Here is a 12,146-nt window from a genome sequence, read left to right on the forward strand (position 1 = left end):
AGCGGTGAGTTTCCCTACATTATCGGCTGCCAAAAAAGCCCGTTTGTAGTTTTATTTTTTAACAGACTGGTCTCAATTTGCTTGACACGTTCCGGCTTTGTCACTGGTTTCATTGAACGGGAGCGGTGAGATGGTGGGTGGGACGAGTTTTTTAAATGGGCAATGACGGTCGTGACGCTGATCCTTAACACACGCCCGGTATCACGCACACCGGAACCGTTCATCGCCATATCGCTGATTTTGTCGGTCACGCCCGGTTTGTTGGCTTCATACAGGTATTCCCGTTGAAAACAATGATGGCAATCACGGCAGCGGTAGCGTTGGAGGCCGCTTCGTGCTTTACCATGGCGGTAGACCGACTCTCCTTGGCAGGACGGACATTTCACCTGAATGCTTGCCATTAGAACCTCACAGGAAAAAATCCTCATCTTACTACAAGTGGGAATTCAACTCGTCTAAAGTACGACCATATTTTTATAAGTTAATTAAAAGATCAAGGCGTAGCCGACACATCTACGCCTTGCCCTAGGTCATAACCCACAACTGCCTAAACCAACTCAGCTAGCGACTCCCCTAAAATAGCTAATCCCTGCTGTAATTGCGCATCTGGCACGGTCAACGGCATGAGAATCCGAATCACATTGCCATAAATCCCACAAGACAACAAAATCAAGCCTTTATCCCGCGCTTTGGCGACTAAAGCACTGGTCAGCTCAGGAGCGGGTTTGCCATCCTTCATCAGTTCAATCGCAATCATGGCCCCTAAGCCACGTACTTCTGCAATCACGGGATACTGCTTAGCCAAAGCGTTTAAATCAGCCTTGACTTGCTCACCAATAGTACGGCAGCGTTCTAAGAGCTGCTCTTCCTCAAATACCTCTAGCACCGCTAACGCCGCTGCACAAGCGATTGGACTACCCCCATAAGTGCCACCCAAACCACCGGGGCCGACCACATCCATGATCTCTGCTTTCCCCACCACTCCCGCTAAGGGGAAGCCACCCGCAATGGATTTAGCAAAGGTTGTTAGATCGGCTGCCACCCCCATTTGCTCCATCGCAAAAAAGCTACCTGTGCGCCCTGCCCCGGTTTGCACTTCATCGGCAATCAACACAATCCCGTGCTGATCACAGATTTTACGTAAACCTTGCATAAATGCTGGCGGAGCAACATAGAAGCCCCCTTCACCCAAAACAGGTTCGAGCAAAATCGCGGCAATATTTTGTGGCTCGGCATCGAATTTAAAAATCCGCTCAATTGAAGCTAAAGCATCTGCCGTACTAATCCCATGCAATTGATTGGGGAACATGGCCCGATAGACATCACCCGGCATTAAACCCATGCCCGCACTATACGGTGCTACCTTGCCGGTTAAAGCCAAAGTCGCCATAGTACGCCCGTGATAACCTCCCCCGAAAGCAATCACCCCTGTGCGCTTGGTATAAGCACGGGCGATTTTCACCGCATTTTCAATCGCTTCTGCACCTGTGGTGAACAGAGCCGTTTTCTTTGCAAAATCACCGGGAGCTAAGGCATTGATCTTTTCACATAGCTCCACATACGGCTCATAACCCAGCACCATAAAACAGGTATGTGAAACCTTATCCAATTGCTCAAGCACAGCCGCTTTCACTTTAGGATGCAAATGGCCCGTGTTTAACACTGCAATGCCACCCGCAAAGTCGATGAGTTCGCGGCCTTCCACATCACGCACCGTGGTATTTTCGGCATGCTCAATAAAATGGGGGTGCAATAAACCAACCCCACGAGCCACGGAAGCAACTTTCCGTGCGAGTAAATCTGCATTCGTTTTTTTCATACGAGGTGCTCCTAATTTTAATCTGCTGATTGTTAGATATTCATACACAAATATTTAAGCTCGAGGTATTCATCAATACCATGATGCGAGCCTTCCCGCCCTAACCCTGAGGCTTTCACCCCACCAAAGGGGGCGACTTCAGTGGAAATCAGCCCCGTATTAATCCCCACCATGCCATATTCCAAGGCCTCAGCCACCCGCCAGACCCGCCCTAAATCACGCGCATAGAAATAAGCCGCCAAGCCAAACTCGGTATCATTCGCCATGCGAATCACCTCGGCTTCATCTTTAAAACGGAATAAGGGAGCTAAAGGACCATAGGTTTCTTCTTTTGCAAGCAACATCCCGGGCTGTGCGTCCGTAATGACTGTCGGCTCAAAGAAAGTTCCACCCAAAGCATGTCGATGCCCACCCGTTATGATGCGCGCCCCTTTACTGACCGCATCGGCTAAATGTCTCTCAACTTTGCTAACTGCTTTTTCATCAATCAACGGGCCGGTTGTCACCCCCTCATCTAAGCCATTACCGACTTTGAGCTTTTGCACTGCAAGCGCTAATTTTTCAGCAAACTGATCATAAATACCTGCTTGCACATAGAGACGATTAGCACAGACACAGGTTTGGCCTGCATTGCGATATTTAGAAATAATCGCACCCTGCACTGCTGCATCCACATCGGCATCATCGAAGACAATAAATGGCGCATTCCCACCAAGCTCTAAGGACAGTTTCTTGAGAGTAGGCGCCGATTGCTCCATGAGCTTCATACCAACTGCAGTTGAACCCGTGAAGGATAACTTGCGCACCACTGGACTGGAGCACAACACCTCACCCACTGCTCTTGAGCCAGCCACATCCGCCGTTACCACATTAAACACACCTGCCGGAATCCCTGCTTGGGTGGCTAATTCAGCCAAAGCTAACGCCGAAAAGGGGGTTTGCGGTGCTGGTTTTAAAACCATCGTGCAACCTGCTGCTAAAGCGGGTGCTGCTTTGCGAGTAATCATCGCAGAGGGGAAATTCCACGGAGTAATCGCTGCTGCCACTCCAATCGGCTGCTTGATTACGACAATACGCTTATCCGCTTGATGCCCCGGAATGGTCTCGCCATACACTCGCTTAGCTTCTTCAGCAAACCATTCAATGAAGGATGCTGCATAAGCAATTTCGCCACGGGCTTCTGCCAAGGGTTTGCCCTGCTCCAAAGTCATCAGCTGGGCTAGCTCTTCTTGATTTGCCATCATCAGTTCAAACCAACGCCGCAAACGGCTGCCACGTTCTTTAGCCGTCAAAGCACGCCAAGCGGGTAAAGCTGCTTCCGCCGCATTGATAGCGTTTTGTGTATCAGCTGCCCCCATTGAAGGTACTTCGCCTAAGCGTTCATGGGTAGCGGGATTATGAATAGCATAAGACTGTTGATTCGCTGAATTGACCCAAGCACCATTGATATAGGCTTGTTGCTTAAATAACTTAATATCCGTGATTAACACATCCGACCTCTACAGGATTGCGTGCTAGCCTAGCTAACTTGTTAAATAAAATTGACGATTTCCTAAAAATGTTAAATTTATTTATCGCACAACTAAGACAAGTTGGCAAGTAGCTTGCTATACTTCGCAGAATTTTAACTAGCCACATTTACTGACAAGGAAAGAGCAACTTTGGATGAGTTTGATTTAGGTGCGCGCTTGCGTTATGTACGCCAAGCAGCGGGTTTATCGCAGCGCGAATTAGCGAAACGTGCAGGCATGACCAATGCCGCTATCTCAGTGATAGAAAATAATCAGAGCAGCCCTTCAGTCGCCTCCTTAAAAAAAGTGTTGGAAGTGATTCCCATGTCACTCACCGAATTTTTTGCCCTAGATACACCGGCTGAATACAAAATTTTCTTTAAAGAAGAAGAGTTAGTGCCGATTACCCAAGGTGCTGTGCACTATCGCCAAGTGGGTGATATGCGCTATCACAAGCTACAAATTCTGCATGAACGCTATACCCCAGGTGCAGATACCGGGCGCAGCATGTTGCAGCATGAATCTGAAGAAGGTGGCATTGTCCTCGAAGGTAGTATTGAGCTGACCGTAGGCGAGCGCAAAACCCTCTTAAAAAGCGGTGATGCTTATCTATTTGATAGCCGTCAACCGCATCGCTTTCGCAATATTGGCAAAACGGATTGTGTGATTGTGAGTGCTTGTACTCCGCCTTATTTATAAACCACACCGAAATCTTGATTCAAAATTTTGACGTAGTTGCAGTGATCTATATTTGGAGAAGTGGAGGAATGATACATGCAGGTCATTGAATTTGATAGCGTTTTAGGTAAAACCATTGTCGCAGGCAATGAGCAAGGCTTAGCCGGTGTGTGGTTTGAAGATCAGCGCCATTTTGCAGGGATTCAGGAGGTTTGGATTCGTGAAGAAACAGCATTATTGTGTGCTGCCAAACAACAGTTATTAGCTTATTTTGCAGGTGAATTACAGGCGTTTGATTTACCCCTTGCACCACAAGGGACAGAATTTCAGGAGCGGGTTTGGCAGGCTTTACAAAGGATTGAATATGGCCAGACCTGTAGTTATGGCGATCTTGCCAACCAGCTCAATCAACCCAAAGCCGTGCGGGCGGTGGGTGCTGCGGTTGGGAAAAACCCCTTGAGTATTATCATTCCTTGCCATCGGGTGTTGGGTAGTCAACAGCAATTGACGGGGTATGCGGGGGGGTTAGAGCGCAAGCAGTGGTTGTTGCAGTTGGAGCGGAGCACCAAACTTAAAACCGAGGCGTAGGTGTTACAAGCTTACAGCTCATTTAGAAAGTAGCTTATACCAGACGTTCACTTGACTACTTAAGCTTTTCCCTACAAAGTAGCTTATAACCTACTTTCTTGCTCAAGCCATTTGGAATTATCATGTCAAATCTCAGTGAGCTTAAACCTAAACGTCGTAGCCATGCCAGCATCGGTCAAGATCCAACTTTAGTCGCCTTGGGTGATCAAATACGCCAAAAGCGCATTGAAAATAAGCTGACGCAGGAAGAACTTGCCTTAGTCACTGGGTTTGGGCGTGAACTCATTATGCAACTTGAGAATGGCAAAGCTCATATAAGTTTGGGGCGAGCCAGTCGCGTATTAGCGGCTTTGGGGCTGAGCTTACAGCTTGTAGAGCGCTGAGATGCTACAAGTTTTATATGACAATCAAAGTGTTGGATGTTTATGGAGTGAAGCACGGGAACTGTATTTTCCATATGACCCTCTTTGGCTGCAAGCTTCAGCAGCCTTCGCACTAACACCGCAACTCAGCACCGCGCCAACGCCAACCCACTTATATCACCTATCCCTTAGCGAGGATTCACTCGGATCTACACAAACAAGCCCAACATATCCCTCTACTCCTACAGCATGGAGAGCTGCGTTTATCTCTTGCAGGCGCACAAGATAAAATTCCAGTTCGTTATCTTGATGGGCAATTCTACTTACCTATCGCAGGCACTGCCTCTAGTCATATCCTCAAACCTACTTTACCCAACACTGGATACGCGGATGGCTATGCCCATTGGCGAAGAATACCGACCCGCGTGGGTACAACAACGGCATTGGCAGCGTTTTGCAGAGGAGGCGAAGATTAATTTTGCCTTATTGCGCAAACGAAGTTTGGCACTCGCCAAACAGGTACAGATTAATTTAGACGCTAGTTCGGCTTTGTTGGGTATGGCTGACAGCAATTTGTTAGCGGCTATAGAACAACGGGTGCAGCAGCGCTGCCAATGGCTAGAGGGGAGATTAGGGGTTTAGTGTACTGTTACTCCCGCCTTTCGTAACGCCTCCAACAAAAAAACCAACTCTGCCACCCAGTCATTAAGAGCGCCGTGCAATTTCCCGATACAAAGCCTCAGCACTCACCCCTAACTGCTCTGCCAATACTTTCCATTCACCTTTAGCGGGTAGCGCTTGTCCTTGCCAGTTGAGCCAAGCATCTAGCCGCGCTGCAACGGTTTTCAGGGATAATAACTCACTGCGAAACCGTGCTTGTTGTACTTCACGGGCGAGATAGCCGCTCCAGTTGAAGGCAAACTTGGGGTCGGTTTGTAAATATTTAATGACCGTCTCCTTAGGTAAGGCTGATACGCAAGTCGCCCTTTGTGCCAAGGCATGACAGTGATAATGATAGGAGTACAAAGATGCTTCAGCCAACACGCTGCCTGCTTGAGTACGTTGCAGGGTAATGCTGCTACCATCGGCTTGATAACGAATTAGGCGTATTTCACCGCTCACCACTAGAAATAAAGCATCAACCTTATCCCCTTGTTGGAATAGCACCTGACCTTCAGCTAGTTTACGCTCTTTAGCATCGGCGAAGTTTTGTAAAGCTATAAAGAATGGACTCAACATGATTGCTATCATGTCAGTAAACTCATCAAACTGGCAAGCTGCAGGTTTTACAACTGCGCAAAATGACGGCTATGAAACTGAATTTAAAGCTTTTACTCTTATTATCACTCCTTGCTCCAGCTAGTTTTGCCGAGGATGATACCCGCCAGAAACTTGATTTCCCGCAGATGATGCAGCAACACATGCTAGCGAATATGCGCGATCATTTACTAGCCTTGCATGAAATCCAGACTTTGATGGCAGCAGCAGACTATGACAAGGCAGCTGAAGTCGCAGAGCAACGCTTAGGCCTGTCATCTTTAGATAATCATGGTGCAGCACACATGGCCAGTATGATGCCAAAAGAAATGCAGGACATCGGTACAGGTATGCATAAAGCTGCTAGCCAATTCGCGGTGACAGTGGTCGATGCGGGTGCTAGTGGTGATTTGAAACGCGCTTTGGGCGATTTAAGTCAAGTCACTCAACAATGTGTGGCCTGCCACAGTGCTTATCGTTTGCATTAGAACCTTTTTATTGAGAATGAATGATGAAACCTTGGAAATTCGTAACACTCAGTTGCGCTAGTTGGTGTTGGTTTTGTACTTCACTGGCCTATGCCTTTGAACCAAGTGTGCAAAAGATCACTGATACAGTGTATGCCATTGTCGGTGAAATCGACCAGCGTAGTGCCGAAAATCAAGGCTTAAATAATACCACGGGCTTTATTATTACTAAGGCGGGCGTGGTCTTAGTCGGTTCAGGGGCAACCGCAGGTAGTGCAAAAATGCTGGAAACTGCCGTCAAACAAGTGACCGCACAACCGATTATTCAAGTGCTGAATATAGGTGTACAAGACCACCATTGGATGGGCAATCATTATTTCCTCGCACAAAATATTCCAGTCAGTGCTTTAGCCAAAACCATTGAGAACCAAAAACAGCAAACAAACGCTAATCGTCTACGCCTATCGAATGCGTTGGGTATCCAACCAGACGCTTTAAAAGTTGAATATGCCAGCGAAACTTTTGCGGGTGAGGAAAAAACCTTAGAGATTGGTGGTGTGGAATTATCTCTGCGGTATTTAGGGGATGCCCATTTTCCGGGGGATGCCGTATTATGGCTACCTAAAGAAAAGATCGTATTGACAGGTGATCTGGTTTTCAATGACCGTATGCTGGGGATTTTACCTGAAATTTCCAAGCTTAAAGACTGGCAATTAAGTTTTAAAAAATTAGCCGAGTTAACGCCAGAACAAGTTATTCCGGGGCATGGCTACCCTAGTAACTGGGCAACAGCTCAAAAAAATACCGGCGATTATCTTGATTGGCTGGTGCAGAACGTAGGCAAGTCGCTTGAAGACATGGAGGATTTAGGTGATGCGGTCAAACGTTTATCAGCGGATCAGACTTTTAGTTTCTTGCAGCTAGCTGAAGATTTACATGGGAAAAATATCCATCAGGCTTATTTGCAGTTAGAAAGCCAATAAGTTTACGACTCTACTCACTACTCTAAAGCTTTAGCCACCAAAAAGGTTACAAACCGACTCAAGACCAAGGCTAAACAAATAGGTATTAGAAAATAATGCACGACCAAAGCATCGGTTTGCATTCGCAAAGCTTCAGGAATTAATGCGCGCAGAGAGACCAAATAAATCGCAATCACTAATAAGCCTACGGCATCTAATAACAAGGCCAGCAACACAGACCAGACTGAGAAATTAAATAAGCCATTGAGGATTAAAGTCAGCAAGACAAAGTTTAACACCATACTAATGACTGCTATTTTTTTCTTGCCGGTATACCAATAATACCAATAGCTAGGAAACCAAGGCATGCCTAATGACCGATGACTCTAAATTTGCCTTAATAAAGCGCAGGACATCCGCATAGATGGGCAAAGGCTCAGCTTCATTTAAAATTTCATGGCGTAAACCCGCATATTCTTGGCTTGCTACCGAATAATTCAAGGCTTGGAGTTTATTCACTAAATGCCGCGTCCCCTTACCAAAATCAGTGACTGGATCGTCTGCTCCCCAAATCACTAGAATCTTTAACTGTGAACCCAGCTTAGCCAATTCTTTTGCAGCCAAAGCGTGGCGCATTAAGCCAAACATTTCTAGATAATAACGTGGGCTAAGCGCATAACCACATAAAGGATCATCTAAATAAGCCTGTACATTATCAGGATTAGCACTCAACCAATCCGAAGCAGTTGTGCAAGGCTGAAACCGACGGTTATACCACTTAAAAATATTAGAAAAGACCGAGGCCTGCTGAGGCCGCAACCTCTGTTCGAGTTTCGCCGCTCGATAACCCAGCTCTAAGGCCCAGACAGGATTCACCGGCACACCACAGAGGATTAATAAATCTAGATCATGCTGCTGTGCATACCGCAAGGCAAGAGTAGAACCCATGCTATGCCCAAATAAAACCTTCGGTAAACTCTGTGCATATCGCTGAAAGAATTCATCAATCGCAGTCAAGCTAGCCGCTAAACCCTCAGTCCCAAAATCGCCCAGTGCATCCTTAGGTTTCTCGACACCATGCCCAGGAAGATCAAAACTAATGATATTCCCACCCTGCCTACTTAAGTATTCAGCAAAAGCCTGATACCGCCGCCCATGCTCTTGCATACCATGAATGATCACCAGCGTAAAACTTGCTGTCGTTTGAGCAGGAAAATACTGATGGGGGCGCATAACTCGACTCGGGTAGCGATTGACTCTGTTCAAGCATAGCCTAGCTTTCAGTAGAAACTAAGCTTTATTGCGAGAGTTCTACTGTCGTTTTCCATCCCTAGAGCCACCCAGCCTTGTGCAAATCATTCAAAAAACGGCGAATACATAGCATAATTAACTTTTAGATTTCAGCAGCACTTGGAGCAAGCGATATGCAAGCCTTTCAATGGGATGACCCTTTACTTTTTAATCAACAACTCAGCGCTGAAGAACAACAAATTCGAGAGGCTGCCCGCACTTATTGCCAAGAAAAACTTCAACCACGGGTGTTAATGGCTGCCCGTGAAGAACGCTTTGATCGTGAAATCATGAATGAACTGGGCGAGTTGGGCATGTTGGGTGCAACAGTCGCTGAAGAATATGGTGGTGCTGGTTTAAGTCATATTGCTTATGGCTTGATTGCACGGGAAGTTGAGCGGGTTGATTCTGGTTATCGCTCCGCCATGAGTGTGCAATCCTCGCTTGTCATGTATCCGATTGAAACTTATGGCAGTGAAGCGCAGAAACATCAATATCTCCCACGTTTAGCCAGTGGCGAGATTGTTGGCTGCTTTGGCTTGACCGAACCGAATCATGGTTCTGATCCGGGGTCGATGCTAACCCGCGCCCAAAAAGTCGAGGGCGGTTATCGTTTAAGTGGGCAAAAAATGTGGATCACCAATAGCCCGATTGCTGATTTAGCGGTCGTTTGGGCGAAATCGGAAGCGCATGAGAATAAGATTCGTGGCTTTATTGTTGAGCGCGGCACTGAAGGTTTTAGCACCCCAAAAATTCACGGCAAACTCTCTTTACGCTCCTCGATTACTGGTGAAATTGTGTTAGATGAAGTGTTCGTTCCTGAGGAAAATTTATTACCGAAGGCTTCTGGTTTAGCCGGTCCTTTTGGTTGCTTGAATAAAGCCCGATTTGGAATTGCTTGGGGGGTACTTGGTGCTGCCGAATTCTGCTGGCAGGCAGCCCGCCAATATACTCTAGATCGGATTCAATTTGGGCGGCCACTGGCAGCCACGCAATTAGTGCAAACTAAACTCGCTAATATGCAAACTGAAATTAGTTTAGGCTTACAAGCTGCCTTACAAGTCGGGCGTTTAATGGATCAAGGTACTTGGGCACCCGAAATGGTTTCTCTGATTAAGCGTAATAACTGTGGCAAATCATTGGAGATTGCCCGAGCTGCCCGTGATATGCACGGCGGCAATGGTATTTCTGATGAATATGGCGTGATGCGGCATATGGTCAATCTAGAAACTGTGAATACCTATGAAGGGACTTACGATGTTCATGGTTTAATTTTGGGACGAGCACAAACTGGGATACAAGCTTTTTTTTAAGGCTTATTATGATCTTGAGCAATAGCCCCCAACAGTTGAGCCTTGCTATGCTAACAAATAGCTTGCCGTAGATTTTGAATGGTTTTATCTTTGAATAGCTAATCTTTGCTCATAAATCGAGCGAAGACTGTGTATTTTTTTATGGGTAGTTTTTTAATAAACGTTAGAGTTCTCTGCTAAAAATGTCTGATCAATTTCCAGAGTCAATTGAAACGCAGAGATTGCTTGTACGAGTAGCCTGTCCTAGAGATGGAAAAATTTTCAACACAGCAATAGTTGAATCGTGCGAATTCCTTAAGCCTTGGCTAGGCTGGGTATACCCATCGCCAACTTTAGAAGAATCTGAGGCCTTATGTCGTCGTGCCTATGCACGCTATCTTCTAAACGAAGACTTGATGGTCTTCTTCATACATAAAGAAACTGGGTCTCTGGTTGGTGGTAGCGGATTACACAACGCAAACTGGAAGCTGAGGCAGTTCGAAGTTGGTTATTGGGGTCGAATCGGCTGCGTTGGTTTTGGGCTAATAACTGAAGGTGTAACTGCACTAGCAAAATATGCACTCGAAGATCTCAATGCTTCACGTGTATTTCTTACTACTGACGAACTTAATATACCCAGTTGGCGCTTGGCTGAACGTGCGGGGTTTCAGCTTGAAGGCACACTGCGCAAGGAACGTCTCAATTTACAGGGTAAATTTAGGAATACACGTGTTTATTCCCGTGTGCAGCCCTAACCCCAAAGCCAATAGCCCCCGCGCAGTTCCTATACCTTTTGGTGCAACATCCCCTGCAGATTGTTTTGCCTGAAACGTCAGTATGGTCAAATACAACGCTAGTCATTCAAAGGTAGCGCGTCATGAAAGCAGAGTATGACTTGTCAAAAATGAAGTCCCGTAACAACCCTTACGCTTCAAAACTAAAAAAATCAGTCACTATACGCTTAGGCGAAGATGTCGTTGATTACTTCAAAGATATGGCCGAAGAGTCGGGTGTTCCTTATCAGAGCTTGATCAACCTTTATCTACGTGACTGCATTCGACAACACCGAAAAATTGATATTTCGTGGATGTCAAACTAAGTTTAAAAATTAAGAACAAAAGGGAGTCTTTAAACTAGAGACGGTGACTCGTTGGACGCTGATGCAGTCGAGTCACGGCTAATGTGATCTATCAATTCAGTATGGCGGCGCTGATTGGCTGGGTGATACAAGTCGCAATTACTTTACCAAAAACGCCGTAAAGCCCCATCCTTGAGGTGGGGGATATAAGGCTATCGGCGTGAGCCGATTAAAGCGGTCTATCCTATTGCTCGATGTATTGCTTAAGAACGGTCAAGGGCGCACCGCCAACACTGCCGACCCGTGCGAATAGCCATAGACTCACTCTTTAATAATTCATTAAGGCTATTTATAATAAGCCTTATGACAGAAAAGGCCAATCTCAAAACGCTCAAAGTACGCATCAAGGATAAGCACAAGCCGATCCTTGAACGAATGGCGTTTGAGGTGAATCAGGTCTGGAATGTGGCGAATGAAATCACGGCCAATTATTCCGATATACCTATTCCCGAAGTGGGTTGGTTAAGAACGAATTTCTCTGCGTTTGATCTACAAAAAGACTTGAAGCGCCTTAAAGCGGAACGTGGATTTATCCTTCATTCGACCACGGTCCAAGAAGTGATTGCGGCTCACCATAAAGCCCGTCGTCAATTCAAAACCGATAAGCTGCGCTGGCGGGTATCCGGTGGAGCACGGCGATCCTTGGGCTGGATTCCGTTTAAGGTCGGTGCTGCCAAGTGGAAAAGCGGACAAGTCTATTTTGCAGGCCACTACTTCAAGGTATGGGATAGCTACGGGCTGGCTCAATTTGAGTTTCGTTCGGGTTCATTTTCTCAAGATGC

15 protein-coding genes and 1 pseudogene are annotated in these 12,146 nt (G+C 46.4%); 10 read left to right on the forward strand and 6 right to left on the reverse strand.

Annotated features, from left to right (window positions below):
• Positions 1-14: 14 nt before the first annotated feature.
• The 3 genes from B5D50_RS16255 to gabD form a co-directional block, all read right to left on the reverse strand.
• Complete coding sequence (locus tag B5D50_RS16255) at positions 15-401, reverse strand: IS1-like element transposase (RefSeq protein WP_159448659.1); 387 nt, start codon at positions 399-401, stop codon at positions 15-17.
• A 146-nt stretch (positions 402-547) separates the two neighbouring features.
• Positions 548-1,819 carry a 4-aminobutyrate--2-oxoglutarate transaminase gene (gene gabT, locus B5D50_RS16260; RefSeq protein WP_078923708.1) on the reverse strand — a complete coding sequence of 424 codons (1,272 nt, stop codon included), beginning with the start codon at positions 1,817-1,819 and terminating at the stop codon, positions 548-550.
• Positions 1,820-1,851: 32 nt separating this feature from the next.
• Entirely contained in the window at positions 1,852-3,309 is a 1,458-nt protein-coding gene (gene gabD / locus B5D50_RS16265) for an NADP-dependent succinate-semialdehyde dehydrogenase (protein ID WP_078923709.1), read from the reverse strand.
• A 171-nt stretch (positions 3,310-3,480) separates the two neighbouring features.
• Between gabD and B5D50_RS16270 the strand changes: the two genes are divergently transcribed.
• The 4 genes from B5D50_RS16270 (at position 3,481) to B5D50_RS16285 (ending at position 5,600) form a co-directional block, all read left to right on the forward strand.
• Positions 3,481-4,029, forward strand: coding sequence for a cupin domain-containing protein (locus B5D50_RS16270; protein WP_234975907.1), 549 nt, complete (start codon positions 3,481-3,483; stop codon positions 4,027-4,029).
• A gap of 75 nt (positions 4,030-4,104) precedes the next feature.
• Positions 4,105-4,596, forward strand: a complete 492-nt coding sequence (locus B5D50_RS16275) for a methylated-DNA--[protein]-cysteine S-methyltransferase (RefSeq protein ID WP_078923710.1) — start codon at positions 4,105-4,107, stop codon at positions 4,594-4,596.
• 122 nt (positions 4,597-4,718) lie between these two features.
• The gene (locus tag B5D50_RS16280) at positions 4,719-4,979 is read left to right on the forward strand and encodes a helix-turn-helix transcriptional regulator (protein WP_078923711.1); all 261 of its coding nucleotides are present in this window, start codon (positions 4,719-4,721) and stop codon (positions 4,977-4,979) included.
• A 369-nt stretch (positions 4,980-5,348) separates the two neighbouring features.
• The gene (locus tag B5D50_RS16285) at positions 5,349-5,600 is read left to right on the forward strand and encodes a HipA domain-containing protein (RefSeq protein WP_078923712.1); all 252 of its coding nucleotides are present in this window, start codon (positions 5,349-5,351) and stop codon (positions 5,598-5,600) included.
• 63 nt (positions 5,601-5,663) lie between these two features.
• Here the strand turns inward: B5D50_RS16285 and B5D50_RS16290 are convergent, their stop codons facing one another.
• Positions 5,664-6,197 (reverse strand): Crp/Fnr family transcriptional regulator, encoded by a 534-nt coding sequence (locus tag B5D50_RS16290; protein WP_143594395.1) that lies wholly within the window; start codon positions 6,195-6,197, stop codon positions 5,664-5,666.
• 71 nt (positions 6,198-6,268) lie between these two features.
• On the opposite strand from B5D50_RS16290, the gene B5D50_RS16295 reads away from it, so the two are divergent.
• Together B5D50_RS16295 and B5D50_RS16300 are read left to right on the forward strand one after the other, a co-directional pair.
• On the forward strand, positions 6,269-6,703 hold the full coding sequence (locus tag B5D50_RS16295; RefSeq protein WP_078923727.1) for a hypothetical protein: 435 nt from the start codon (positions 6,269-6,271) through the stop codon (positions 6,701-6,703).
• Between the two features lie 20 nt (positions 6,704-6,723).
• Positions 6,724-7,665: an MBL fold metallo-hydrolase gene (locus B5D50_RS16300; RefSeq protein WP_078923714.1), complete on the forward strand. Its 942-nt coding sequence runs from the start codon at positions 6,724-6,726 to the stop codon at positions 7,663-7,665.
• A gap of 17 nt (positions 7,666-7,682) precedes the next feature.
• Here B5D50_RS16300 and B5D50_RS16305 read toward each other — a convergent pair whose 3' ends face one another.
• On the reverse strand, positions 7,683-8,012 hold the full coding sequence (locus B5D50_RS16305) for a hypothetical protein (protein ID WP_078923715.1): 330 nt from the start codon (positions 8,010-8,012) through the stop codon (positions 7,683-7,685).
• A complete protein-coding gene (locus B5D50_RS16310; protein ID WP_143594396.1) occupies positions 7,996-8,910 on the reverse strand; it encodes an alpha/beta fold hydrolase in 915 nt (304 codons plus the stop codon). Before B5D50_RS16310 ends, B5D50_RS16305 begins: the two co-directional genes overlap by 17 nt.
• A gap of 158 nt (positions 8,911-9,068) precedes the next feature.
• On the opposite strand from B5D50_RS16310, the gene B5D50_RS16315 reads away from it, so the two are divergent.
• The 4 genes and pseudogenes from B5D50_RS16315 to B5D50_RS16330 all read left to right on the forward strand — a co-directional run.
• On the forward strand, positions 9,069-10,247 hold the full coding sequence (locus B5D50_RS16315; protein ID WP_078923717.1) for an acyl-CoA dehydrogenase: 1,179 nt from the start codon (positions 9,069-9,071) through the stop codon (positions 10,245-10,247).
• A gap of 182 nt (positions 10,248-10,429) precedes the next feature.
• Positions 10,430-10,981, forward strand: a complete 552-nt coding sequence (locus B5D50_RS16320) for a GNAT family N-acetyltransferase (RefSeq protein WP_078923718.1) — start codon at positions 10,430-10,432, stop codon at positions 10,979-10,981.
• 122 nt (positions 10,982-11,103) lie between these two features.
• Entirely contained in the window at positions 11,104-11,325 is a 222-nt protein-coding gene (locus B5D50_RS16325; protein WP_078923719.1) for a BrnA antitoxin family protein, read from the forward strand.
• 342 nt (positions 11,326-11,667) lie between these two features.
• A pseudogene (locus B5D50_RS16330) lies at positions 11,668-12,146 on the forward strand (RNA-guided endonuclease InsQ/TnpB family protein); the annotation flags it as partial.

Origin of the sequence: Thiothrix eikelboomii (genome assembly GCF_900167255.1) — a bacterium.
Classification (GTDB): Bacteria; Pseudomonadota; Gammaproteobacteria; order Thiotrichales; family Thiotrichaceae; genus Thiolinea; species Thiolinea eikelboomii.

What these genes read in the sequence shown, in the direction of transcription:
- B5D50_RS16305 (WP_078923715.1), bottom strand. Translation starts at nt 8,012, where the DNA reads ATGCCTTGGTTTCCTAGCTATTGGTATTATTGGTATACCGGCAAGAAA.
- B5D50_RS16295 (WP_078923727.1), top strand. Translation starts at nt 6,269, where the DNA reads ATGAAACTGAATTTAAAGCTTTTACTCTTATTATCACTCCTTGCTCCA.
- gabT (WP_078923708.1), bottom strand. Translation starts at nt 1,819, where the DNA reads ATGAAAAAAACGAATGCAGATTTACTCGCACGGAAAGTTGCTTCCGTG.
- B5D50_RS16320 (WP_078923718.1), top strand. Translation starts at nt 10,430, where the DNA reads ATGTCTGATCAATTTCCAGAGTCAATTGAAACGCAGAGATTGCTTGTA.
- B5D50_RS16275 (WP_078923710.1), top strand. Translation starts at nt 4,105, where the DNA reads ATGCAGGTCATTGAATTTGATAGCGTTTTAGGTAAAACCATTGTCGCA.
- B5D50_RS16315 (WP_078923717.1), top strand. Translation starts at nt 9,069, where the DNA reads ATGCAAGCCTTTCAATGGGATGACCCTTTACTTTTTAATCAACAACTC.
- B5D50_RS16300 (WP_078923714.1), top strand. Translation starts at nt 6,724, where the DNA reads ATGATGAAACCTTGGAAATTCGTAACACTCAGTTGCGCTAGTTGGTGT.
- B5D50_RS16285 (WP_078923712.1), top strand. Translation starts at nt 5,349, where the DNA reads ATGGCTATGCCCATTGGCGAAGAATACCGACCCGCGTGGGTACAACAA.
- B5D50_RS16325 (WP_078923719.1), top strand. Translation starts at nt 11,104, where the DNA reads ATGAAAGCAGAGTATGACTTGTCAAAAATGAAGTCCCGTAACAACCCT.
- B5D50_RS16290 (WP_143594395.1), bottom strand. Translation starts at nt 6,197, where the DNA reads ATGTTGAGTCCATTCTTTATAGCTTTACAAAACTTCGCCGATGCTAAA.
- B5D50_RS16280 (WP_078923711.1), top strand. Translation starts at nt 4,719, where the DNA reads ATGTCAAATCTCAGTGAGCTTAAACCTAAACGTCGTAGCCATGCCAGC.
- B5D50_RS16255 (WP_159448659.1), bottom strand. Translation starts at nt 401, where the DNA reads ATGGCAAGCATTCAGGTGAAATGTCCGTCCTGCCAAGGAGAGTCGGTC.